Source organism: uncultured Sanguibacteroides sp., assembly GCF_900543425.1.
Classification (GTDB): Bacteria; Bacteroidota; Bacteroidia; order Bacteroidales; family Marinifilaceae; genus Gabonibacter.
This window is the reverse complement of sequence record NZ_UQRQ01000004.1, coordinates 51,253-76,503: the sequence shown is the minus strand read 5'-3', so window position 1 is coordinate 76,503 and position 25,251 is coordinate 51,253. Positions and strand designations below refer to the sequence as shown.

Genomic DNA, 25,251 nt, shown 5'->3' with positions numbered 1-25,251 from the left:
AAATTCATTATAAACTACAGATAATTTTACAATAAACACATCATGCAGACATTAGAGTCCAATATTTGACAAATGATACACGAAATGGAGCAATCGCTTAAAAGAATCAGTATAATTCTTTAATCTCTTCCGGTATTTCCACTCGAAGAAGTTGTTCGTTTTCTAAAATTTCTTTCACGTATCTTTCGGAAAGTGGAAGTAAAATCTCTTTCGAAAATATTCGGACAGACAAGAGCATATTTCCGGAATAATTGGCCACATCGACCACCTCACCAGATTCTTGAGTAAGAATATCCAGAACGGAAAATCCTATTAATTCGGAAAGCTCAAAGGGTAAATCCTCCTCTTCCTCCCCCACTAAATCTTTGTCCATCAAAAGATCTCTCCCGGCTAACCGGTCCGCCTGAGCCTTTGAATCGACATAATCAAACTTAACGATATACGACGAATGATTTCTCGTCATCAATCCGTCTTTGGCTATAAAAAAGGGAACCGGTGCTCCTTCCAAAAGAATAAACACCGGTTCTTCCCTGTATTGTTCGAGAAGATCGTTATCAGAATAAACAACAACAGCTCCTTGCAAATTATGCGCTTTGCCAACCTCTCCAATCTTTATACAATCTTCCTTTTTGATCATCGTAAACCTTATTCTGCGACTGGAGTTTCCGTCTCCGCCGGAGCCTCTGCGGCTTCTGCAGCCTCAGTTGCAGCCGTTTCTACCTCTGCTCTGGCAGCAGCCTCAGCCTCTGCTTTAGCAGCTGCAATTTCAGCTTGCTTTTTAGCGACCAATTCTGCCCGGGCTTCGTTTACTTTAGCCTCAGCTTCGATACGTGCCTTGTAAGCACTCTCTGACTCGTTGGCCAAACGATTGATCTTGGATTGGATCTTAGCTACTTTCTCTTTTTTCCAAGCTTCGAATTTTGCTTCGGCAGCAGCCTCATCGAAAGCACCTTTTTTCACACCTTCCAACAAGTGTTTTTTCAATAAAACTCCCTCATAAGAAAGAATACTTCTCACCGTATCCGTCGGTTGAGCACCTACATTCATCCAATACAACGCTCTCTCGAAGTTCAAATCGATCGTAGCGGGATTGGTCATCGGATTATAGGAACCGATTCTCTCGATGTATCTTCCGTCACGCGGAGCTCTACTGTCTGCTATCACTACATGATAGAATGGTCTACCTTTACGACCGTGTCTTGCTAATCTAATTTTAGTTGCCATTTAGTTAAATTTAAATGATTGAATTACTGCCTATTCTCGATAAGCGCCGCAAATATAGTCAATTAATCTGAATCTGAAAACCAAACGAATAAAAAAAGCGACAGGGTTTCATGAATTCCATCCTTTTATAGTATTTGTCACGCCTACCGGCATTTACCCCGTCTCTCTTTTATCTCAAAAATTCCTGATAAAATAAGATAAATTAATCACCACAGACACTTGACTATGCAAAAAGAGACTGCCGACGATAGGCAATCTCTTTTATATATCAAATATCTTCAAACTCAGGCAATACCAAGGAGAGCCATTTATCCAGGCGGGGTTCTGTCTTTTCGGGTTCGTAATCTTCATCCAAGGGCAAACCGACAAAAAGATTATCCACAATGGCCGCCGAACTACTGAAAACATATCCGTCCGTTGAAGTTTTTCCGACTAATTCGGCACCCAACTGCGTAACCAATTCCGCAATATACCCCATGCCATCCACAAAATTGGCAGGATAGGTCACGTGATCTCCCAAACCGACCAACGCCACCCGGCGGTCACGTAAAGAAAGCTTCCGCATGGCCGGAAAAAACTTGGCCCATTGATCCCGTTGTTCCCGTTCCCAGGTACTGCGTCCCAAAGAAGAACACACTATGATTATATTCTTGTAATCCAATAGCTTCGTCGCAGGAATTTCCGAAATATAAAACATATCTACCCGCTTAGCTCCTATTTTTCGTTTTAAGATTTTAGCTACACGATGTACACTTCCTCCCGTCGGAGCATAAAAGATCCCTAACCATTTCAAATCGGAAACCCGTTCTTCCAACAGATAATTGCCTTCCAAATCCGCCGTTAAACGTAAAGCTTCATTCTCACTCTCTTTTTGAGTGTTTTTCTGCTTGCTGCTTTTCCCTGTATCTTTTTCTTTCATATCTTTTTGTTTAAGTAAAATGCTTTGTTCCTTAAACTATACGAAGGAAAATATGAAAGGTTTAACAGGGCTTTACTTTTTATGTGTCGCAATGGCTAACAGTACCCCTAAGGCAACCCCCAGCAAGGCGGCAAAAAGTACACGCGTATCTCCCGGAAGCAAAAAAGTTATGGTATGAGCAGGGTACCAGAAAAAGGGTATCGTCTTTTTAAACACAAAATTCCACTGTACCCGCCAATTCAAATTGGCCATGATCTCCCCCATGGGAATAGGGGTAAAAAATCCGCGTAAGGTTCCCCCATTACTTATAATATGGGTATCCGTTATTTTGTGTAGGGTCATAAACACAGGGGCAAAAATAGTATTCATTGCCACGGATATGCAAAAAGCTACAAAAACCTTTTGCCACGAGAGAGAAGCCCCCATAACAGTCATCGCATCGGTCATCCCCATCGTTGCCAAAAAAGCAGGTACACCATTGGCAAATATCGTCATTGCCATACTTATGCCCATTCCCAAAATACCCCATACAAAAGCTCGAGGCAATATCCCGAAACCTTTCCGATTGTATACGCCGGCACTGATTCTCAAACCGATACACTCTCCTAAAGTCGACAGAATCGCAAACTTTAGAAAACTCATGATCATACCATGCTCTGCATTGAATGTCTTATAAAAAGAGTACACGTCTTCCGATACGAAGAAAGGAAGCAAACAGATAACCACGCACCCTACGAAAATAAAGTCTTTTTTTTTCATTTTACACGATAACGGTTTCGCACACACCCGACAAACCCTCTAAATTATATTCAGTTATAAAGATCCACCCGCTTTCTTCTCTCCCACGGAGTCGGGGGTACTCACTTTTTCCAAAGAAGGATAAAAAAACTTTACCCCTTTTCTAAACTCCCGGTTAACACGACCAAAACTTAGGAGTACTGCCAAAAGCAATACTCCCAATACAATGATCATTCTCTTTTCCTGTTTCGTATAATCTTTCCAGGCTTTCATAAGAGATTTTATTTTTCGATCCGGATTCGGGCATCTACAGCCACGACTCCGTCTTTATTACCTAACAACGGATTCAAATCCATCTCAAAAATTTCAGGAGCAACCTTCACCAATGCAGATATCCGCATGACCGTTTCGGCAAATTTATCTTCATTTACAGGCTCTTGCCCGCGTACTCCCTGAATAATCTTATAGGATTTCAATCCCTGTATCATAGTCTGTGCTTCCTTCTTCGAGATCGGGGCTAATCCAGCATTCACATCTTTCAATACCTCAATAAAGATTCCACCCAAACCGCAAAGCACCATATGACCGAACTTATCGTCCCGTTTGGCACCGATAAACACTTCGGTTCCGCGCAGTTGCTGGGCAAGCATGATCGCATAAGTATCTTTAATCTGCATCATCCGCTTAAATTCACGTCGAACAGTCTCTTCGTCTTTCACGTTAAGCACCACTCCTCCCACGTCGGATTTATGTACCGGACCAACAACCTTCATGACTAAGGGGAATCCGATCTCTTTAGCCATTTTCACAATCTCCTCCTCCTTGTCGGAAACACCCTCTTTCGCACGGGCAACCCCCGCCGCATCCAATAATTGATGTATATCTTCAGGAGTCAAATAACCGTTGGAAGCCCGATCAACGACCTCCCGGATCTTCTTCACGTCCATATCAGGCATCTCGAAATGCTCTGGTTGCGGAGCAGGCGTCTTCGTGATCTTGCATAACGCATTCCCGAAAAGAACCTCATCCGGGAAATAGACCCGTCCCTTGGCCACGAAAGCATCTATTTCGTCTTTCACGATCTTGGAAGAAGGAAATATCGGGAATATCGGTTTTTTACTGCTCTTCATTTTCTCGTCCAGTACATCATAGACATCGAATACAGGGAATAACCCCGGACTTCCGAAGATAACAGCCATCCCGTCGATCTGATCGAAATCGCGATCACAGGCATCCAGGATATATCCCAATTGCTCGGCGGTTCCCGTCGCCAGGAAATCAATCGGATTTCCCACCGAAGAGCCGGGAAACAATTTTGCTAACAATTCCCGTGCTTTTTCGCCTTCGATGTGCGGAACATCCATTCCCCCGTTAGAGAGAGCATCCGTCAACATCACGGCCGGTCCTCCGGCATGCGTTACAACCGCCATATTTTTTCCTTTCAACTCCGGATGCATAAATATTCCGGCAACCGTCATCAACTCATCTCTACCGTTACAGCGTACGATTCCTGCCTTTTTGAATAAAGCCTCCACGGCTACGTCAGGACTGGCCATAGCTCCGGTATGAGAAGAGGCGGCACGACTTCCGGCTGCAGATCCCCCGGATTTGATAGCAGCAATACGACATCCTTTCCGGATCAACGAAGAAGCATGCTTCAACAATTTTTCCGGTTTATCGATACTCTCCACGTATAATAATTTTACCCGAGAACTGGTCCGCGGGTCAAAAGATTCATCCATATACTCCAGTATCTCCTCGATACCCATTTGAGCGGAATTACCCACAGAGTAAGTACTGTTAAATTTAATACCCTTCTGCATTCCCGTATCCATAATAAACAAAGCCGTTGCTCCGGAACCGGATATCAAATCCACCCCTTGAGGATCCAATTTAGGTATCGGTTGCGTGAAAACCCCACTATAATGATTCGTCAACACCCCGATACAATTCGGCCCGATCAAAGCACCTCCCACGGAATCGATGGTTTCAACAATTTGTCTTTCCAATTTCGCTCCCTCCTCGTTCTCTTCATGAAAACCGGCAGACAAAATGATAAAGGCCCGGGTATTTTTCTGTTTTGCCAACACCTCTACGGCTGCAGGACAATATTTAGCGGCAATAGCTAAAATCGCACAATCCACCACAGGAAGATCTTTCACGTCCTTATAAGACTTAATCCCCTGTACTTCATCCATTTTAGGGTTTACCACATAAAGTTCTCCTTTGAAGTTCCCATCCTGTAGATTTCTCAAGACGGCACCACCCGGTTTATGAATATCATCCGAACCACCTACTACAACAATGCTTTTCGGATCTATTAATTGTTTTGTTACCATAAAATACTGCTATTTATCTTTAAAATCAAATGGATGATTCTCTAAGGATCATCCATTTGAATCTATATAATTTTTAGATATGATTAAAAAATGTCAGAAACTCCCGAGCTTTTAATACCATGTTTTTTGATCCGGTATACAAGGGCACTCTTTGGTGAATGGCTTCCGGTTGAACTTCCAGTATTCTTCTTTCACCGTCTATCGCCATTCCTCCCGATTGTTCCGCAATAAAAGCGATCGGATTGCATTCATACAACAGTCTTAATTTCCCGGTCGGATGAGAACTCGTCTGCGGATACAAAAAGATTCCACCTTTCAGCATATTTCTATGAAAATCAGCCACCAAAGAGCCAATATAACGAGAAGTATACGGACGTTTCGTCGCATCGTCTTTTTCCTGGCAATATTTGATAAATTTCTTCACTCCGACAGGAAAATTCACGTAATTTCCTTCATTGATAGAATAGATTTTCCCGCTTTCCGGTGTTTGCATATTCGGATGAGACAAACAAAATTCCCCGATAGAAGTATCCAGCGTAAAACCGTTCACACCGTTTCCGGAACTATACACCATCATGGTAGAAGATCCATAAATAACATAACCGGCTGCAATCTGCTCCGTCCCCGGCTGCAAGAAATCTTCAATCATAGGAGGTTCTCCCAACGGGGATTTCCTTTTGTAAATAGAGAAAATAGTTCCCACGGACACGTTCACATCTATATTGGAAGAACCGTCCAAAGGATCCATACAGATAATGTATTTGGCATCCCGGCACAACCCCTCTTCAAAAATAACGATATCCTGATTCTCTTCCGTCGCTACACCGCAACACTCACCACTTGCACGCAATTCATCCATAAAGGTCGTATCGGCATATACATCCAGCTTCTGTTGATCCTCTCCCTGCACATTCATACTCCCGACTTTTCCCAGGATATCCACTAATCCGGCCTTATTTACTTCTCTGTGTACTTTTTTTGCAGCAATTCCTATATGGTGCAAAAGTCTTGAAAACTCACCGGTGGCTCCGGGTATTTCCGCCTGTCTTTCAACGATAAATTGATTTAAAGTTGTAACTTTATGCATTATCATGGTTCTGTGTTTTTAATTTTCTGCAAATATAGGTTATAATCTTTAATTTAAAAAGTTTACCCAGTTTATTGCCTATTTTATTATTTTTGTCTCGAACTAATTTTTTGACGAATGAAAATATTCAAATTCGGTGGTGCGTCCGTGAAAGATGCGGAAGGCGTTCGGAATTTAGCTTCCATTATACAAGAGCAAAAGGGAAATTTGATTGTTGTCGTATCGGCCATGGGGAAGACGACGAATCACCTGGAAGTTTTGTGTAATGCCTATTTTCATAAAGATCCCCGACTATCGGTTATTTTGAACGAGCTGAAAAAATACCATCAAGAGATCGTGAATCAACTATTCCCGATAAATGATCCGGCATACCGTCACATGGAGAAATGGTTCGGCACTCTTCAGAACATGCTATCCGAAGAATCCTCCCTATGCTACGACTACGAATACGATCGGATCATCTGTTTCGGAGAACTTCTCTCCACCACGATTGTTTCCGATTATTTACACATGACAGGATTAAAAAATCAATTTGTCGATATTCGAAAAGTCCTGAAATCGGATCAAAATTACCGGAATGCCAATGTCGACTTAACACTTTCGGAAAAGTTCTGTAAAGAGACTTTTACCTTTTTGGATACCTCTCTATACGTGACTCAAGGATTCATCGCGGGAACGAAGATCAATCAAACGACAACCTTGGGACGAGAAGGCTCCGATTACACGGCCGCCTTATTAGCCAATCTTTTGGATGCGGAAGATGTCACGATCTGGAAAGATGTTCCAGGCGTCATGAATGCAGATCCCAAAGAATATGCACAAGCAGAAGTCATACATCGGATGTCTTACAAAGAGGCCATCGAACTTTCTCACTTCGGAGCAAAAGTGATTCATCCCAAGACCATTAAGCCCATCCAGAATAAACAGATCCCCCTATACGTGAAATCGTTTCTATTTCCGGGTACGGAGGGAACCGTTATTCAGGAGTTGGAAGAGCGACTCAACCTGCCACCCATATACATCAACAAAGAGAATCAACTCTTGTTGACTCTTACCCCGCGAGATTTCTCCTTCATTGCAGAAGAGAAACTAAGTCAAATCTTCGGGATTTTGGCAAAATACAAATTAAAACTGAACCTGATGCAAAATTCGGCTATCAGCTTTTCGTTTTGCATTGATAATCACGAAGCCATCCTTAAAGACTTTATCAAAGAGTTGCAAAAAGAGTACGAGGTATTATATAACCGGGATGTAAAATTAATCACCATCCGACATTATACAGAAAACTGCATACAAGAAATCATCGGTCAACAACCTATCCTGGTTGAACAACGAAGCCGGATCACAGCACAATTTGTCTTACATAATTAAAATCAAAAATACCATGACAAACATCCTCAACAAAATCAATACAAAAGTACAGACTTATTTGTGTATCTGCCTGATAGGTGTTGTTTTTGCTTTTAACTATGGAAAAATCTTCGATTACAAACCGGACTTAAACGGAGATAACGTTTATTACTATGCTTTGGGGAAAGCACTTGCCGAAGGGAAAGGATATACCAACATCATGGGCTTTGAAGAAAGTCCACATACCCATTTCCCTCCCGGTTATCCGCTGTTTACAGCTTCCGTGTTGTCTATTTTTCACTCTTATGTTTCTTTAAAGATGGCTAACGGAGTCCTCTTTTTCTTAGCCATTTTATTCCTCTTTCTGTTTATACGGAAAATCTCCGACTCCATCCTTCTGGCTTTAGGTAGTTGCTTGCTTTGCTGTATGCAGCCCGAACTTTTACGATATTCGACTATCGTTATGAGTGAAATGTTATTCACCTGCCTGTCGATAGCCGCCCTATACTTACTCAGCTTGCTTCATACCGATAATCTTTTCGGGGGGAATCGACCCAGATCCCAAATCTTTTTATTTATCCTGCTGATCATATGTTTGAACTATATCTACTTTGTCAGAACGATGGGTGCTTCCATCATTTTGGCATTCATGATCTATTTTTCGATTCGTTGTATTCAACGCATCATCACCTATATCCGGGAAAAACGACAAAACGAGAATCCCGATCTAACAGCAACCAACAAAAGGATCGTGGTAAGTAACGTATTGGTTCTCGTCATCCTGGTCGGATCCTTCTCCTGTTCTAAAATCGGATGGGATATGCGTAATCGGAGTCATGGGGTTGTACACAGCGATTATCTCAATGATTTCAAGAAAAAACCCAAAGGAGAACAAATGGCGACATTCTCCGATTGGGCAACCAGAATCCAGAATAACATAACCAGCTATTCCGTGAAATGGATCCCTTCTGCCATCTGGCCATTTGATTATGACCGTCAAAAAACGAATTCCACGGCATGGGCCCGGGGCTTTTGTGTCATTGCCTTGATTATTTTCGGATTAAGTCGATTGAAAAAATACAGGTTATTACTATCCCTCTACCTGGGCATTACCATGACAGTCTTACTTTTTTGGCCGGAACAGTATGCCGGACACCGCTACATGATCGGAATTATCCCCCTGTTGATTTTCCTTTTCCTCAACGGATGTGTCTCTTTGGTAGCCTATCTGTTGGCGTCCTATCCCAATTTCAAGTACAAATACAAGGAACTCATCCCAACGGGTGCGCTCGTCCTGTTCATCGTATTTTTTATGTTTCCGAAATACTCTCAAGCATTGGAAACACAAAGGAAACTGGCTTCTTTTAAAGTCTGGAACGAACGGATTGCCCCGGAGGCCTTTATCGAATACGTATATGCCATTCAATGGTGTAAAAAGAACTTACCGGAAGATGCTCGTATTGCTTGTCGCAAACCGGAACTCTTCTACCTGTTCTCGTCCGGAAGAAAAGCGGTTTCTTTCCCCCAATACGGGAAACCCGAAGTTATTTTTAATAACTTTAAAAAAGACGGCATCACTCACGTGATTATAGACAGGTGGTTCCGTCACGGCTACGTCACCATTTATCCGCTCGCGGCAAAATACTACCCGGAATATTTCAAACCGATCGTTCAATTCGGGAAAAACACGGACAAACAATTGCCTACTTTATTATTCGAGTTTCATCCGGAAGGAGTGACTCCTATTGACGAAAATGCTCAAAAATAGAAGAATAGTATCCCTTCGAATCCCATTTTTATATAAGAAAGAGAGAAAAGTCTGTTTTTCTTTCCTAAGAAAATGATATATTTGCAACTTGATTTTTCAGATGCGAACAATAACTATAAAAATTAGTGACCACAATGGACAAAAAATTCCATGAATATAAAGGTTTGGATCTCTCCCGGATCAATCAGGAAGTGCTGAAGGAGTGGGAAGAGAACAAAACATTTGAGGAAAGTCTGAAGACCCGTGAAGGGAATCCTTCTTTCGTTTTTTACGAGGGGCCTCCTTCTGCTAACGGCATGCCCGGTATCCACCATGTAATGGCGAGAACGCTCAAAGATGTTATCTGCCGTTACAAAACATTGCAGGGGTTTTACGTGGAGCGTAAAGCCGGATGGGATACCCATGGTTTACCTGTCGAATTAGGCGTTGAGAAAAAACTCGGTATCACTAAAGAAAATATCGGCAAAACGATTTCCGTGGCAGATTATAACAAAGCTTGCCGGGAAGACGTGATGAAATATACCCGCGAATGGGAAGACCTGACCCAGAAGATGGGGTACTGGGTAGACATGCACGACCCATATATTACCTACGATAACCGTTATATAGAAACCTTGTGGTATCTATTGAAGCAATTATATGAAAAAGGATTGCTTTACAAAGGGTACACGATCCAGCCCTATTCTCCGGCCGCTGGAACAGGGTTAAGTACGCATGAATTAAATCAACCGGGTTGTTATCGCGACGTAAAGGATACGACCTGTGTCGCCCAATTCAAGGTAATTCGCAATGCAAAATCAGAAAAATTATTTGCTCATAGTGATCAGGTCTATTTCCTTGCCTGGACGACAACTCCATGGACATTACCTTCAAACACGGCATTGGCCGTGGGACCAAACATTACCTATATCGAGGTAAAAACGTACAACCCGTACACCTTCCTGCCGATCACGGTTATTATGGCCGAAGAGCGGTTCGATAGCTTTTTTAATAAAAAAGCGGAGTCTATCGCGTTGGAAGAGTATAAAGAAGGCGATAAATTAATCCCTTACCAAATTGTAAATCAGTTTAAAGGGCCGGAACTGGAAGGAATACGTTACGAACAATTAATACCGTGGATGAAGCCGTTAGGAGACGCTTTCCGGGTTATCCTCGGGGATTACGTGACAACCGAAGACGGTACGGGAATTGTACATATTGCTCCGACCTTCGGTGCCGATGACGACCGGGTAGCTAAAGTTTCCGGTATCTCCCCGATGCTACTCATCGATAAAGAGGGAAACAGGCAACCGATGGTAGACAAGCAAGGGAAACTTTTCCTACTTGACGAGATAGATCCGAGTTTTATCAAAAATAATGTTGATGTTACACTATACGGTAATTACGCCGGACGTTTCGTGAAAAATGCCTATGATCCCAACCTTTCGGAAGACGATACCACGTTAGATATCGATCTTTCCATCATGCTTAAACGGGAAAACAAAGCATTCAAAGTTGAAAAACACGAACATAACTATCCGCACTGCTGGCGTACGGATAAACCGGTACTTTATTATCCCTTGGATTCATGGTTTATCAAAACAACGGCTGTAAAAGAACGGATGATCGAACTGAATAAAACCATCAATTGGAAACCGACCAGCACGGGAGAAGGAAGATTCGGAAAATGGTTGGAGAACCTCGTAGACTGGAATTTGTCCAGATCTCGTTATTGGGGAACTCCCCTTCCCATATGGATAAGTGAAGACGGAACAGAACAGGTATGTATCGGTTCGGTGAAAGAGTTAATAGAGGAGATCGAACGAGCTATCCAAGCCGGTTTTATGAAAGAGAATCCGTTTAAGGATTTTGTTCCCGGTGATAACTCCGACACGAACTACAATAAAATCGATCTTCACCGTCCCTATGTAGACGAGATCATTCTGGTTTCTCCGACAGGGCAACGGATGATTCGGGAGAAAGACCTGATTGACGTCTGGTTCGATTCCGGGGCTATGCCTTACGCCCAGTTGCATTATCCTTTTGAAAATCGGGAGGCCATCGACAACCGTTATCGTTTCCCCGCAGACTTTATCGCCGAAGGGGTGGATCAAACACGGGGTTGGTTTTTCACATTACATGCCATTGCCACTATGATATTTGATTCCGTGGCCTTTAAGAATATCATTTCAAACGGGCTGGTTCTGGACGCCAAGGGCAATAAGATGTCCAAACGTTTAGGCAACGCGGTAGATCCGTTCGAAACCATTGAAAAGCAAGGGTCGGATGCTTTACGCTGGTATATGATCACCAACTCTCAACCATGGGATAACCTGAAATTCGATATCACCGGAGTAGACGAAGTAAAGCGGAAATTTTTCGGAACATTATACAATACATACGGCTTTTTTGCCTTATACGCGAATATTGATAAATTCACCTATGCGGAAGCGGATATCGATTTTAACGAACGCCCTGAAATTGATCGTTGGATCTTATCTCTGTTAAACACGCTAATTCAGGAAGTGACGGAAGCATACGAGAAATATGAGCCGACACGAGCCGGACGGGCCATACAGGATTTTGTCATTGAAAACCTTTCCAACTGGTATGTTCGCTTATCCCGGAAACGCTACTGGGGAGGCGAATACACGAAAGATAAGATTTCCGCTTACCAGACACTTTATACCTGTCTCGAAACGGTAGCCTTATTATCGGCTCCGATAGCTCCATTCTACATGGATCGTCTCTTTGCCGACCTGAACCAAGCCACAGGCCGCTATCAAACGAACGTGCATTTGGCGACCTTCCCGATCGCAGATTCAAGTATGATCGACAAACAACTGGAAGAGCGTATGGAGATGGCCCAACAAATCTCATCCATGGTATTGGGTTTACGAAGAAAAGTTCAAATCCGGGTAAGGCAACCGCTGAGTAAATTACTGATTCCGATCTTAAATGGTGAGATGACAGCCCAACTGGATGCCGTGAAAAATATCATACTCTCGGAAGTAAATGTAAAAGAGATCGAATACATCACGGATACGGCCGGTATTTTAATTAAAAAGATCAAACCGAATTTTAAAACCTTGGGACCGAAATACGGGAAGTATATGAAGCAAATTTCTGCTTTAGTAGGGACCATGACACAAAGTGATATTTACAATTTCGAAAAACAGGGCTCTTTTTCCTTACAAGCAGGAGAAACGACCATTGAATTAACATTGGAAGATGTAGAAATCCTTTCAGAAGACATCCCGGGCTGGCTGGTAGCCAACGAGGGCCGGCTGACCGTTGCCCTGGATATAAATCTGACACAAGAGCTGAAGGAAGAGGGTATTGCCCGCGAATTGATAAACCGGATACAGAACCTCCGGAAAGACAGCGATTTCAATGTAACGGATAAAATTGACCTGCAAATCGGGAAGCACGAACAGATCAACGATGCCGTATTGCATTTTAAAGATTATATTTCCAGTCAAGTGCTGGCAGAAAACATAACATTAACGGAATCTGCCGGTGAAGATGCTCAGGAAATCGAAATTGACGATATTCGTACATTTATAAAAATTCAACGGATGTAACCTCTCGCTCACAAATAGAGTAAAAGTGGATATTTTGCCACAATGGAGAGCCATCTGGGAATTTTTTTATTAACTTAGACAAAAACTTTATTACTATGTCAGAAAAGACAAGATATTCAGATGAAGAGTTACAGGAATTCAAAGAATTGATCCTCGAAAAACTCGAAAAAGCTAAAAAAGATTACGACGTTTTAAAGGCTGTAATCTCTGGTAGCGATGGAAATGATATAGCCGATACTTCTCCAACCTTTAAGGTACTGGAAGAGGGAGCCTCCGTACTTTCCAAGGAGGAAGCCGGACGTTTAGCTCAAAGACAAGCCAAATTTATCGCCCACCTGGAAGCAGCACTGGTACGTATAGAAAATAAAACTTATGGGATCTGCCGGGTAACAGGAAAGCTGATTTCAAAAGAAAGATTACGTGCGGTACCTCATGCGACACTTAGTATGGATGCTAAAATGGGACAAGATTCCTAAGCATATCCAAAACTCATATTGAAAAATGAAAAGTGAAGAAAAATTGTTTCTTCACTTGGATTTTTTCAATTTCAATATCAAATTCAAATTGAAAAAATGACAAATCAGAAGAAATTAATACTGTTTATTATCGTTTTACTGATCATCGATCAAATTGTCAAAATCTGGGTTAAAACACATATGCAACTCGGTGACTCGTTCAACGTTTTCGGAAACTGGTTCAAAATTCTCTTCGTCGAAAATAACGGAATGGCTTTCGGAATGGAGTTAGGAGGAGGTAAATGGGGAAAAACCGTATTAAGTATCTTTCGCATCGTTGCCGTGATCGGTATCGGTTGGTATATTCGTCATCTACTTAAACAAAAAGCCCCCCAAGGGGTTGTTTTTTCTTTTGCATTGATTTTTTGTGGAGCCATAGGTAATATCATAGACAGCATGTTTTATGGTATGATTTTTAATGAAAGCTTTTCCCAGGTGGCAACACTCTTCCCGAGTGAAGGAGGATACTCCTCTTTCCTGCACGGACGAGTGGTAGACATGTTATATTTCCCTCTGTATCGCGGTTGGTTACCCGAATGGATTCCTTTCTGGGGCAATACCTATTTTGAATTTTTCCGCCCGGTATTCAACCTGGCAGATTCTTACATCACCATCGGCGTACTTATATTGATTATTTTTTACCGCAAATTCTTTTCGACAAAATAAGAAGCTGCTTGAATAAAACCAACTAAAACGGAGTGTTAAAGTTCGAGATTGAATGTCTTCAGGGGATTTTCATGGAAAATATTCATTTTCATTTTTCAACTTTCAATTGTTTTACGTAAGTTTGCAGCCTAAATTTAGAGTGAACCGCTTGAGAAAGCGATAATTCTGTGCCTTAAGGCCAGGGATAAAAGAATCATCTATGATTGAAAATTTAGTAATAGTGGAGTCTCCGGCGAAAGCTAAGACTATCGAACGTTTTTTAGGAAATAATTATACAGTAAAATCTAGTTTCGGCCATATTCGAGATTTGGAAAAAAAAGATTTAGGTATCGACATTGAAAACAATTTTCAACCTAAATACGAAATATCCGCAGACAAAAAAGCAATTGTTAAAGAATTAAAGCAATTAGCCAAAGAAGCCAAAACAGTTTGGTTAGCTTCCGATGAAGACCGGGAAGGAGAAGCCATCGCCTGGCATTTATTCGAAGTATTAGGTTTAAAGAGTGAAAACACAAAACGCATTGTTTTTCATGAAATTACCAAAGATGCGATTTTGCATGCTATCGAAAATCCAAGAAGTATAGATAAAAATTTAGTCGATGCTCAGCAAGCTCGCCGTGTACTGGATCGGCTCGTCGGATTCGAAGTTTCTCCCGTACTCTGGAAAAAGGTCAAGCCTTCACTTTCTGCCGGACGGGTTCAATCTGTTGCAGTGAAACTCATCGTAGAGAGAGAACGAGAAATCAATCACTTTGTCGAACAAAAATATTATAAAGTTTCCGGCCAGTTTAATACGAAAGACACCGAAGGCGATCCAATTCTGTTAAAAGCCGAACTATCCGAACGTTTTTCGACGGAAGAGGATACCCTTCAATTTTTAGAAGCCTGTAAATCTTCCAGTTTTACCGTAGGAGAGGTAGAAACCAAACCGACAACCCGTAAGCCGGCTCCTCCTTTTACAACCTCCACCCTGCAACAGGAGGCTTCCCGGAAATTAGGTTTTTCTGTATCACAAACCATGGCCGTCGCTCAAAAATTATACGAACACGGGCATATCACCTACATGAGAACAGATTCCGTGAATCTTTCCCAATTGGCCATTCATTCAGCTAAAAGCGTCATTATAAATTCGTTGGGCGATAAATATTCAAAACCCAGAAATTACGCGACCAAAACCAAAGGCGCACAAGAAGCACATGAAGCTATTCGTCCGACCTATATAGACAAAGAAGAAATTGACGGAGATCGTAACGAGCAACAACTCTATTCTCTAATCCGCAAACGCACGCTGGCTTCCCAAATGGCAGATGCGGAATTGGAGAAAACAACCATTCCCATTCATATCTCTTCGCTCCCACAAATTTTTACGGCCGTGGGAGAGGTTATTAAATTTGACGGATTTTTAAAAGTATACATGGAGTCTCAAGATGACGAGAAAGAAGACGAAAAAAACGATTTACTTCCGCCGCTTCACAAAGGAGACCGCCTGGAAAGAACAAAAATAGAAGCCTTAGAGCAATACACGATGCATCCTCCCCGTTACACGGAAGCCAGCCTCGTGAAAAAGATGGAAGCCTTGGGTATCGGACGCCCCTCCACTTATGCCCCGACTATTACGACTATTCAAAACCGGGGATATATCATTAAAGAGAGTCGGGAAGGAGTCGAACGTCAAATTCAAAACTTTGAATTAAAAGGTAACGACATAAAAAAGCATTCGTTAACCCGCATCTTCGGAAGTGAAAAGAAAAAATTATTCCCCTCGGATATCGGAATGGTTGTCACCGACTTCCTATCCAACTATTTTACCAATATCATGGACTACAATTTCACGGCTAAGGCCGAAGAAGCTCTCGACCATATCGCAGAAGGAGAAGTGGGATGGCAATCCATGATCGGAACATTTTATACTCCTTTCCACACGAACGTGGAAAAGACATTGAAAGAATCAGAACGCAATACCGGAGCCCGTACACTCGGAACAGATCCTCAATCGGGAGAAAACGTATCGGTTCGTATCGGACGCTTCGGCCCGGTGGCACAAATCGGAGAAGGAGAGCATGTGCGTTACGCCAGCCTGTTAAAAGGGCAGCTCATGGAGACGATCACATTAGAAGAGGCATTGGCTCTTTTCAAATTTCCGAGAATACTCGGAACATATGAAGAAAAACCCGTTTCTGTCGCCATCGGACGTTTCGGCCCTTACGTCAAGCATGATCAACTATTCGTATCTCTAAAAAAAGGAGTCGATGATCCCGGAACCATCACGTTGGAAACAGCCATTGAGCGAATCAACGAGAAAAGAGAGATCGAAAAAAATCGACGAATCAAAGTATTTGAAAACGGAATACAGATTTTAAACGGACGCTTCGGACCCTATATCACTTATAATAAAGTCAATTACAAAATACCCAAAGGGAAAGATGCGGCACAACTGACCCAGGAGGAGTGCATGGAAATCATCGAAAAGAGCGGTGATTCCAAAAAGAAAACAACAAAAAAAACGACAACAAAAACAAGTAGTAAGGCAGCGACAAAAACGCCTAAAAAATCATCGAAAAAGAAGGAACAGCAATAGACGAGCGACAGCATAAAATTTATTTGCAAAAAAGCGATCCATTTTATATATTCGTACGCTCGAAAAAATAGATTAATCGTGTGTAAAAACATTAAAATTTAACATAAATGGCAACATTACAAAAAATTAGAAATCGCGGTGGGATACTTGTTAGTATCGTGATTGGTTTAGCCCTCGTGGCTTTTATTGTCGGAGATGCTTTGAGCTCTGGTGCCAGCATTATGAATCGCTCCAGAAACAAAGTAGGAGAAATAGCGGGAGAATCCATCAGCATTCAAGAATACCAACAAAAAATCACCAAAAATGAAGAGATGGTAAAATCCATGAATGGGATTTCCGCCTTATCAGAAGACCAGCAACAGATGATCCGTGAAAACACATGGCAACAAATTGTTACCAATGCCATCATGGAAAAAGAATATGAAAATCTCGGAATGGGCCTGAGTGGAGACGAATTATACGACCTCCTTCTTGGAGACAACATGAATCCGGCCGTCCAACAATTATTTGCAGATCCTCAAACAGGACGGGTAGATAAAGACCGGGCCCGTTTAATCATCAAGCAATTGATCGAAGCTCCCGCGGGAACTCCACAAAAAGCCTATTGGTTGAACATGGAAGAGCAAATAGCAACCGCCAGAAAACAAAGCAAATATAACATATTATTAACGAGAGGATTATTCGTTACGGATGCCCTTGCTAAAAACTTTCTGGAAAATGCGGCAACAACCGTAGATATCAGTTATATTTTGAAAAGCTATAATACAATCAGCGATTCTTCTATAACCGTCACTTCCAATGAAATCAAAGATTATTACAACACGCATCAATACCTGTTCCAACTGCCGGAAAGCAGACGAATTGCTTACGTCAGCTTTGATATTACCGCATCTCCTGAAGATATCAAAGAAACAGAGGAGTGGGCAAACTCGTTAAAAGACGAATTTGCTTCGGCTCCGAATGTTATTGAATTTGCCAACCTCTCTTCCGAAAAAAGGTTTCCGACCACTTATTTGAAAAAAGGAGAACTCGGGTATAGCGAATTAGATGATTTCATTTTCGTTGAAAAAAATAACGGCGTATTCGGCCCTTATTTAAAAGATCAAGCTTACAATATCGCACGGGTAGCTGATCGCAGAATGTTACCGGACTCCGTTAAAGCTCGTCATATCCTAATCGTTCCGGAAAACGGAAGGTCTGTTCAGGCAGCAGAAAAATTAGCAGATAGTTTAGCCGGAGCTTTACGTAAAGGAGCCGATTTTGAGGCTATCGCCAAACGCTATTCGGCAGATCAAAATTCCGCCATCAATGGTGGAGATTTAGGGTGGTTTACCCAAAATGCAATGATTCAACCGTTTAGTGATACCGTATTCTTTGCCAAGAAAAACGATATTAAAACGGTTAAAACACAGTATGGATATCATATTGTACAAGTAACCGATAGATCCAAACCGGAGGAAAAAGTATTAGTAGGAATCATTAGCAAAGAAATCACTCCGTCTCAGCAAACCATTAACAACATCTATAATGATGCACGCATATTTGTCAATAACGTAACCACGTTAGCGGATTTCGAGACAGCCGTTGCCGACCACAAACAAACGAAACGGATTGCCAATCTGGGGAAAAACGACAAAACAATTCCGGGTATGGACAATGCCAGAGAGATCATCCGTGAGGCTTATCTAACGGATAAAACAGGTAACGTATTGCTGACGAAGGAAAAATCACCGATCTTCGAGAGCGGCAATAAGTTCACTATTGCCGTACTAACAGAGATACAAAAAGAGGGTATAGCCCCGCTTAATAGCGTCTCAAGCCTTATTAAAAGAGAGTTGATACGCCAAAAGAAAGGTGACATTATCGCTAAAGAATTGGAAAAAGACATGAGCGGAAGCCAGAGCTTACTCTCCATAGCCCAAAAAGCCAAAGCGGAAGTAGTAGATGCAAACGATATTAACTTCAATTCTCCTCAATTGCCAGGTGCCGGAATCGAACCCAAAGTTATCGCCGAAGCTGTCGCTATGAATGAGGGAGAGATATCCAAACCGATTATCGGTAATCAGGGAGTTTACATTGTCACAGTAAATACAAAACATGTAAACGAGGTAACTCCGGAACAGATTGCCCAGGCTAAAGTAAGTATGTTACAAACTAATTTCTACCGGGTAAACTATCAATTACTTCCTTCATTAGTGAAAAAAGCAGGAGTTGTTGATTCGAGATACAAATTCTATTAGTAAAACAAACAAACTCGCCATAAAAAAACCTGCCTGAATCCAGGCAGGTTTTTTTATGGCAAATTACATGATATGATTACTCACTATACGATTAATTTTTATTTGGAACTACTCTTTTATCGCTTTTAATCTATCATAATCAATCCGGCTCACCATTCGTTTTCTTTTCGAATTAAAGGCCGGATTAATTACACTTCTGGTACTGTCAAAATCTGCCGTCCTGATATTCGTCAAATCCAAAATCGTATGAATCAAATCATCCGTCATATAAGGCTTTTGAACCGAAGAAGCGATTTGTTTTACCTTTTGAGATTCCATCTCTTTAAAAAGAGGAGAGCACCAAATCAAAAAAGGGATCTCAGCCATATACTTACTGGGATCGGTCTCCGTATGACCCGAGAAATCACGACGTTCAAACAACTCCTCACCATGATCGGAAATATAGATGACCACGGCCTCCCTCTCCCTGAAACGTTCTAATATTTCATAAACGACATGGTCATTATACAGGATCGTATTCAAATAAGTCGCCATCACCTCTTTTTCCTCTTCCTCTTCCAGCCAAGTAACATCATCGGTCTTAAACCGATCGTACTCTTCCGGATAACGATGCCGGTAATTACCATGGGAACCCATCAGATGGATGACCCAAAAATTCCGATCCGGATTTCCCCTTAGCTGATGGTCTATAATAGGTAGAAGCTCCTCGTCAAAATCCCCGTAACAATGCTCGAACGAACTCCTCGTATGATTAAAAATAGTTATATCGCTACGCTTGGCTATTACCGCAGGTAAATTCCCATAAGCCCCAAAAGATTCCTGATTAGATATCCATAAGGTTTCATATCCCGCTTTTTTCATTACATCAACTAACAAATTATATTTATCCCATGCCTTAACAGATTCATAATGAAAGAAAGAGAATAAAGACTGAATACATAGAATTGTAGAAACATAAGGACTGACAACGTCTTGAAACAAATAAATCTCTCCCCGGTCTTTCAACTTCTGTAACAAAGGAGTAGTCGGATACACCGAATCATAAACCCCCATATATTTTCTTCCTAAAGATTCCCCCAAAATAAGGACGACATCTTCTATCCCGGATTCGTTCCGGGTAATTACCGGATTACTATTCACCTGCTTCATTATCTTTTCACAAGCCTTCATTTCATCACATACCATCTGCTTGGAAACCCATAAACGCTGAACCGGAATCATGGTCTTAAACAAAGGTGTTTTATGCTGACGATAGACAATAGCCAGAATCCCGGCCAATAAAAGCAAAGTAATTAACTTACCCATCCGGGATAAAGAGCGGGAAGAGACTCTTTTCAAGGAATATTTCGATATCCAATAGGCTATAACAAGAACAATTATCCCACCGATCAGCCACTTCACTCCCCCATACATCTGAAAAAACTCGTTTGCCTCTTCCGGATTAGTAGACAATAACGGCAAAACGACTGAAGGTACGAATCCGCTTTTATAATAATAAAGCGTAAAGCATTCGCACACGAAGAAAACACCGAAAAAAAGAATAACAATACCCGTATACACTCTCTTCACCCAAACAGGAGAGATCAATTCCCTAAAAACACCCAATAGATACGAAATAAGAAAGGCATTGATAAAACCATGTACCCATTTGGTATATATGGAAATCCCAATCTCCCGTTCTGCATTCATCCATGCCCCTGTGGCAAAATTAAACAACAGAAGTACTATTATAAAATAGAAATTACGAATAAAAATTCCCCCTATTGGTTTCCAAACAAAACCGAATTTTTTCATTATTTCCTGTTTTTCAAATTCCTATCGTCATCTTATCCACCTTATCTTCTCTCTAATTCTCTCTGTTTCCGAAAAAACACTACTTTTGTAAAAAAGTTCACGCAGACAATCATGACGCAACAAGGTACAAAAATAAAAAAAGTATTGATTATTACTTACTATTGGCCTCCTTCCGGTGGACCGGGTGTTCAGCGTTGGTTGAAATTCTCAAAATATCTGCCGGCATCGGAGGTTATACCTGTCGTCTTAACCGTTGATCCCGACAAAGCGGAATATCCCATACAAGACCCGACCCTATTGAAAGATGTCGCTTCTAATATATTGGTATACAACACGACGGCAAAAGGATTATATTCGCTATATAAAAAATTCACACGTACTAAAACAGCTCCTTATAGTGGTTTCGTTAACGAGGGGAAACCCAATTTTAAACAAAAAATAGCTCGTTTTATCAGAGGAAATTTTTTTTTACCCGATGCCCGAAAAGGATGGAATAAATACGCTTATGCTAAAGCCGTAGAGCTTATCGAGCAACACAACATCCGAACGGTCATCACGACCGGTCCTCCGATGTCGACACATCTGATCGGTCTGAAATTAAAGAAAAACAAAAACATAAAATGGATCGCCGATTTCAGGGATCCGTGGACGGATATCTACTATTACCATGACCTATACCCAACCCGGCTGGCTCAAGCTATTGACAAGGCCTACGAAAGGGAGGTCTTGGAAAAAAGCGATATCGTATTAACCGCTAACTTTATCAAAGAGAAAATCGTCCGTAAAAGTCCTAAAATCATACCGGACAAAATCCATGTATTAACCAACGGTTTTGACGAAGAAGACTTTAAAACAGAGGAAATAAATAAAAAAGAGGAGTTCACGATTACTTATGCCGGAACATTAGCCTCCTCTTACCCTATTCAATCTTTCATCGATGCGGTTGCCGAACTCTATCCCGAAAAAAAGATCGTTTTACAATTCGTGGGCAAGGTAAGCGAAGAACACAAAGCATATATTTCTTCAAAAAACAATATAAAAGCCGTATTCACCGGATTCATTTCCCATGAAAGAGCTGTAAAAGAGCTGATCGAATCCCAACTTTTATTGTTAATCTTTCATGATACGAATCAAAACGAGGGACATATGCCGGGGAAACTGTTTGAATACCTTGCCGCACAAACACCGATTCTCTGTTTAGAGGATCGGAAGAGTATGGCAGGGAAAATCATCCGGGAGTGTCGTTCCGGAACAACTCTCTCTTTCCATGATAAAGAGGGCATCAAGAAATTCATATCGATGGCATACCCACAACCGGAATTTCAGGGAGACTTGGAAAAGATTTCTCAATATTCAAGACAAACACTAACTGCTCGATTAAGCCAATTCATTGATTAATATGCAACTCAAGAAGATTATATTCATGTTTCGCAAATTCCTTCGGGATCTGAACGGTAATAAACACCTGAAGATAAACAAAGAGAATACAACTCCTCTGTTGTCCGGTTATTATTTCAAATTCGAAGAGAATCTTTCCAAACTGAACCGGCTCATTCACTCGTTTGATGAAAAAGGAGTACCTATCAATACCAGTTATATCGATGTCGAGCAACAACAGCTACATTATTACCCGATTACTATCGGGCAATACGGGTTAGCCGTCTTTCACTCCTGGCTCACGACCCGGCAAAAGGAGAAGAAACAACTTTTTCTGAATATTGCCGATTGGTTCCAAGCCCATGCCATAACGGACAATGAACTCGGAGTCTATTGGCTCACCGAGGTTCCTAAGCCTGAATTTCAGGTATTTGAACCTTGGAAATCGGCTTTTGCCCAAAGCCGGGGTATCTCGATTCTTCTAAGAGCATGGCAAATTACCGGAGAAGAAAAATACCTTACGACAGCCTCCAAAGCATTAATACCTTTCACGAAAGATATTTCAGAGGGAGGCGTTGCCGTAGACCGGAACATTCAGGAAACATTTTATGAAGAATACGTAGCAGCCCGTCCTACCCGGGTATTAGACGGACACGGCTTTTCATTATTCGGTTTATACGATTTTGTACGGGCGACGGGCGACGGGCGATTGATGGAATACAATCGTTTGGCTCTTCGCCTTTTTAACGAAGGAGTAGAGGGGTTAATTCGGCAGCTTCCTTTGTTTGACATGGGATTTTGGCTACGTTTCAATCGTTGTGAGATACCCGGTTACCCGAAAGACGATCCCTGCACCATCAGTTATCTTCGCTTGGTTCTTTTGCAATTGGAAGTTCTCTATCAAATCACGAAACGAAAAGAGCTACTGGAATACCGGAATAAATTCAGAAAGTACGACTCTTTCACCCACATCTTGAAAATGTATCGGTTTAAATTCAGAGCCTTAAAAAAATTAAATCGGCTCTAATCTTTGCGTTCACCGATATTTACCGCAAAAGAGATAAACTATTTGTACAAGCTCCCGAAAAATAGTAACTTTGTAGATGAAGACTACAAAATCGTTTTATCGGAATAAGGGTAATTATGTGCGGGATAGCCGGGATATTTGAAAAAGAAAAAGACAATCGACCGTTGATGTCGAAAATGCTGGATGCAATCGCTCATCGAGGTCCGGATGCCAAATCCATCTATACCCATCAAAATTTTACCTTAGGACATCGTCGCCTCTCTATCATCGATCTATGCACGGGAGATCAACCCGTCTTTAACGAAGATCAGTCCGTCTGCGTTATTTTCAACGGAGAGATATACAATTTCGAAGAATTAAAGGAGGAATTAAAATCCAAAGGACATCGGTTTCGTACCCATACGGATACGGAAGTATTGGTACACCTCTACGAAGAGTTCGGGACAGGTTTCTTTAATCGGTTAAACGGGATATTCGCTTTTGCTCTATTAGATAAGAACCACAATCGACTCCTCCTTGTCAGAGATCATTTTGGAGTAAAGCCTCTCCATTACTATCTGAAAGACGGAGTTTTGATATTCGGCTCGGAACAGAAATCCATTATTCTCCATCCGAAATACGAACGGGAACTCAATCTGAAGGCATTGCATATCCATTTGAATTTAAGATATACCCAAGGAGACGAAACTTTATTCAAAGGTATAAAACGGCTTCCGGCAGCCCATTTCGCCCTATTCGAGAACGGACTTTTTACGGTCAAACGATACTGGGAAATGCCAGTAGGAACAGATCGTTCCATCACGGAAGAAGAGGCCAAAGCACAAATCAATGTTTTAATCAAAGCTGCCGTAAAGCGACAACTGGTCAGTGACGTCCCCGTGGGAGTTTACTTATCCGGAGGACTGGATTCTTCTACAATCGTACAAAAAATGCATGAATTAGGAGTTCCGGAGATAAACACGTTCACCCTCGGCTTCAATGAACCCACGGATGAATTTCCGGACGCTCAACAGATAGCGGATTACTTTCACACGAAACACCATACCCTGAGTCTCTCCATGAATCCCATGCAACAGATGCCGAAAGTCATCTGGCATGCCGAGGAGCCTAAGATCAATTTGCTTCAAGGTTACAATATGTCGGCTTTTATACATCCGAAAGTAAAAGTTATTTTAGGAGGATTGGGTGGAGACGAACTTTTTGCCGGATACGATATTCATAAATTCATCTATCCGTTCAATCGCTGGCATCATTATACCCCGCATTGGATGCAACGCTTGTTACGATGGAAATCGGACTTTATCTTTAAACTTCAGAATAATGCTCACTCCTTACGTTACGACGAATACCGACGGGGAGTACAAATGCTGCTTGCCATTGGAAACATCGAGCGTTTTTATCTGATTATTCGAAATGTATGGGATTACGATACTCCTTTTTATAAAAACATTTACAACGAATCGTTCCTAAAGCAGCGACAAATGGAGAGTATTCGGGTTCATCAGGAGTTCGACAACCTATTCTATCGGGTTCGACACGAAAAAGCCCTGGACCAAGTTCTCTATGCCGAATTTCAAACCAAAATGGTCAATGACTATCTATTGACCGACGATCGAATGTCTATGGCTCATTCGGTAGAAGAGCGAGTTCCTTTGCTTGACAAAGAGCTGGTCGAATTCGCCTTCCGGTTGCCCGTAGAATTAAAAATAAAGAATAACCAGACAAAATATCTTTTCCGAAAAGCATTAGAGCCTTACCTGCCGCCCAAAATTATCACGAAGAAAAAATGGGGATTTACAGTCAATCCGTATCTCCAATTCAAAAAAGACTTAAAAGAGACCGCAGAAAAGATACTGACAAAAAAATACATCGATCAACAGGGAATATTTAATTACGATTACATCAAACGTATCTTGGACTATCCGGCCCATCCAAAACTTCGATGGCACTATAATTACATCTGGATTCTGGTCGGATTAGCCATATGGGAAGATCAATTCATACACCGTCGCACGGATGATCATATCGAATCTTATTACAAGTAAAAATACCGGAAACCTATAGAT

Annotated in this window: 18 protein-coding genes; 10 read left to right on the top strand and 8 right to left on the bottom strand. The window is 41.6% G+C overall.

Features of this window, described 5'->3' with window-relative positions; all coding sequences use genetic code 11:
• Positions 1-106: 106 nt before the first annotated feature.
• The 7 genes from rimM to fbp all read right to left on the bottom strand — a co-directional run bounded on the left by rimM (position 107) and on the right by fbp (position 6,313).
• A complete protein-coding gene (gene rimM / locus QZR76_RS03150; RefSeq protein WP_294140320.1) occupies positions 107-637 on the bottom strand; it encodes a ribosome maturation factor RimM in 531 nt (176 codons plus the stop codon).
• 8 nt (positions 638-645) lie between these two features.
• Complete coding sequence (locus QZR76_RS03145) at positions 646-1,224, bottom strand: 30S ribosomal protein S16 (protein WP_294140317.1); 579 nt, start codon at positions 1,222-1,224, stop codon at positions 646-648.
• A 268-nt stretch (positions 1,225-1,492) separates the two neighbouring features.
• Positions 1,493-2,143 (bottom strand): flavodoxin domain-containing protein, encoded by a 651-nt coding sequence (locus QZR76_RS03140; RefSeq protein WP_294140316.1) that lies wholly within the window; start codon positions 2,141-2,143, stop codon positions 1,493-1,495.
• A gap of 72 nt (positions 2,144-2,215) precedes the next feature.
• The gene (locus QZR76_RS03135) at positions 2,216-2,902 is read right to left on the bottom strand and encodes a hypothetical protein (RefSeq protein ID WP_294140314.1); all 687 of its coding nucleotides are present in this window, start codon (positions 2,900-2,902) and stop codon (positions 2,216-2,218) included.
• A gap of 54 nt (positions 2,903-2,956) precedes the next feature.
• The gene (locus QZR76_RS03130) at positions 2,957-3,154 is read right to left on the bottom strand and encodes a hypothetical protein (RefSeq protein ID WP_294140312.1); all 198 of its coding nucleotides are present in this window, start codon (positions 3,152-3,154) and stop codon (positions 2,957-2,959) included.
• Between the two features lie 8 nt (positions 3,155-3,162).
• Positions 3,163-5,220: an acetate--CoA ligase gene (locus QZR76_RS03125; RefSeq protein WP_294140311.1), complete on the bottom strand. Its 2,058-nt coding sequence runs from the start codon at positions 5,218-5,220 to the stop codon at positions 3,163-3,165.
• Between the two features lie 73 nt (positions 5,221-5,293).
• Complete coding sequence (gene fbp / locus QZR76_RS03120) at positions 5,294-6,313, bottom strand: class 1 fructose-bisphosphatase (protein WP_294140310.1); 1,020 nt, start codon at positions 6,311-6,313, stop codon at positions 5,294-5,296.
• Between the two features lie 111 nt (positions 6,314-6,424).
• Here fbp and QZR76_RS03115 point away from each other — a divergent pair, with 111 nt between their 5' ends.
• The 7 genes from QZR76_RS03115 (at position 6,425) to QZR76_RS03085 (ending at position 18,987) form a co-directional block, all read left to right on the top strand.
• Entirely contained in the window at positions 6,425-7,678 is a 1,254-nt protein-coding gene (locus QZR76_RS03115) for an aspartate kinase (RefSeq protein WP_294140309.1), read from the top strand.
• 13 nt (positions 7,679-7,691) lie between these two features.
• Positions 7,692-9,425, top strand: a complete 1,734-nt coding sequence (locus QZR76_RS03110) for a hypothetical protein (RefSeq protein WP_294140307.1) — start codon at positions 7,692-7,694, stop codon at positions 9,423-9,425.
• A 134-nt stretch (positions 9,426-9,559) separates the two neighbouring features.
• Entirely contained in the window at positions 9,560-12,988 is a 3,429-nt protein-coding gene (ileS, locus tag QZR76_RS03105) for an isoleucine--tRNA ligase (protein WP_294140306.1), read from the top strand.
• A gap of 95 nt (positions 12,989-13,083) precedes the next feature.
• Positions 13,084-13,464, top strand: a complete 381-nt coding sequence (locus tag QZR76_RS03100; protein ID WP_041503329.1) for a TraR/DksA C4-type zinc finger protein — start codon at positions 13,084-13,086, stop codon at positions 13,462-13,464.
• 96 nt (positions 13,465-13,560) lie between these two features.
• Complete coding sequence (locus QZR76_RS03095) at positions 13,561-14,169, top strand: lipoprotein signal peptidase (RefSeq protein WP_294140304.1); 609 nt, start codon at positions 13,561-13,563, stop codon at positions 14,167-14,169.
• Between the two features lie 199 nt (positions 14,170-14,368).
• Positions 14,369-16,747 carry a type I DNA topoisomerase gene (gene topA / locus QZR76_RS03090; protein ID WP_294140302.1) on the top strand — a complete coding sequence of 793 codons (2,379 nt, stop codon included), beginning with the start codon at positions 14,369-14,371 and terminating at the stop codon, positions 16,745-16,747.
• Positions 16,748-16,854: 107 nt separating this feature from the next.
• Entirely contained in the window at positions 16,855-18,987 is a 2,133-nt protein-coding gene (locus tag QZR76_RS03085; RefSeq protein ID WP_294140300.1) for a SurA N-terminal domain-containing protein, read from the top strand.
• Positions 18,988-19,095: 108 nt separating this feature from the next.
• Here QZR76_RS03085 and QZR76_RS03080 read toward each other — a convergent pair whose 3' ends face one another.
• On the bottom strand, positions 19,096-20,781 hold the full coding sequence (locus QZR76_RS03080) for a phosphoethanolamine transferase (protein ID WP_294140298.1): 1,686 nt from the start codon (positions 20,779-20,781) through the stop codon (positions 19,096-19,098).
• A 111-nt stretch (positions 20,782-20,892) separates the two neighbouring features.
• Here QZR76_RS03080 and QZR76_RS03075 point away from each other — a divergent pair, with 111 nt between their 5' ends.
• The 3 genes from QZR76_RS03075 (at position 20,893) to asnB (ending at position 25,230) form a co-directional block, all read left to right on the top strand.
• Positions 20,893-22,179, top strand: a complete 1,287-nt coding sequence (locus QZR76_RS03075) for a glycosyltransferase (protein ID WP_294140296.1) — start codon at positions 20,893-20,895, stop codon at positions 22,177-22,179.
• 25 nt (positions 22,180-22,204) lie between these two features.
• The gene (locus QZR76_RS03070) at positions 22,205-23,185 is read left to right on the top strand and encodes a D-glucuronyl C5-epimerase family protein (protein ID WP_294140295.1); all 981 of its coding nucleotides are present in this window, start codon (positions 22,205-22,207) and stop codon (positions 23,183-23,185) included.
• A 116-nt stretch (positions 23,186-23,301) separates the two neighbouring features.
• Entirely contained in the window at positions 23,302-25,230 is a 1,929-nt protein-coding gene (asnB, locus tag QZR76_RS03065; RefSeq protein WP_294140294.1) for an asparagine synthase (glutamine-hydrolyzing), read from the top strand.
• Positions 25,231-25,251 lie beyond the last annotated feature (21 nt).

Excerpts from the sequence above, each read along its gene's own strand:
- QZR76_RS03085 (WP_294140300.1), top strand. The coding sequence starts at position 16,855 with ATGGCAACATTACAAAAAATTAGAAATCGCGGTGGGATACTTGTTAGT.
- QZR76_RS03080 (WP_294140298.1), bottom strand. The coding sequence starts at position 20,781 with ATGAAAAAATTCGGTTTTGTTTGGAAACCAATAGGGGGAATTTTTATT.
- QZR76_RS03145 (WP_294140317.1), bottom strand. The coding sequence starts at position 1,224 with ATGGCAACTAAAATTAGATTAGCAAGACACGGTCGTAAAGGTAGACCA.
- QZR76_RS03115 (WP_294140309.1), top strand. The coding sequence starts at position 6,425 with ATGAAAATATTCAAATTCGGTGGTGCGTCCGTGAAAGATGCGGAAGGC.
- QZR76_RS03110 (WP_294140307.1), top strand. The coding sequence starts at position 7,692 with ATGACAAACATCCTCAACAAAATCAATACAAAAGTACAGACTTATTTG.
- rimM (WP_294140320.1), bottom strand. The coding sequence starts at position 637 with ATGATCAAAAAGGAAGATTGTATAAAGATTGGAGAGGTTGGCAAAGCG.
- fbp (WP_294140310.1), bottom strand. The coding sequence starts at position 6,313 with ATGATAATGCATAAAGTTACAACTTTAAATCAATTTATCGTTGAAAGA.
- QZR76_RS03125 (WP_294140311.1), bottom strand. The coding sequence starts at position 5,220 with ATGGTAACAAAACAATTAATAGATCCGAAAAGCATTGTTGTAGTAGGT.
- topA (WP_294140302.1), top strand. The coding sequence starts at position 14,369 with ATGATTGAAAATTTAGTAATAGTGGAGTCTCCGGCGAAAGCTAAGACT.
- QZR76_RS03075 (WP_294140296.1), top strand. The coding sequence starts at position 20,893 with ATGACGCAACAAGGTACAAAAATAAAAAAAGTATTGATTATTACTTAC.
- QZR76_RS03070 (WP_294140295.1), top strand. The coding sequence starts at position 22,205 with ATGTTTCGCAAATTCCTTCGGGATCTGAACGGTAATAAACACCTGAAG.
- QZR76_RS03130 (WP_294140312.1), bottom strand. The coding sequence starts at position 3,154 with ATGAAAGCCTGGAAAGATTATACGAAACAGGAAAAGAGAATGATCATT.
- QZR76_RS03100 (WP_041503329.1), top strand. The coding sequence starts at position 13,084 with ATGTCAGAAAAGACAAGATATTCAGATGAAGAGTTACAGGAATTCAAA.
- asnB (WP_294140294.1), top strand. The coding sequence starts at position 23,302 with ATGTGCGGGATAGCCGGGATATTTGAAAAAGAAAAAGACAATCGACCG.
- QZR76_RS03135 (WP_294140314.1), bottom strand. The coding sequence starts at position 2,902 with ATGAAAAAAAAAGACTTTATTTTCGTAGGGTGCGTGGTTATCTGTTTG.
- QZR76_RS03095 (WP_294140304.1), top strand. The coding sequence starts at position 13,561 with ATGACAAATCAGAAGAAATTAATACTGTTTATTATCGTTTTACTGATC.
- ileS (WP_294140306.1), top strand. The coding sequence starts at position 9,560 with ATGGACAAAAAATTCCATGAATATAAAGGTTTGGATCTCTCCCGGATC.
- QZR76_RS03140 (WP_294140316.1), bottom strand. The coding sequence starts at position 2,143 with ATGAAAGAAAAAGATACAGGGAAAAGCAGCAAGCAGAAAAACACTCAA.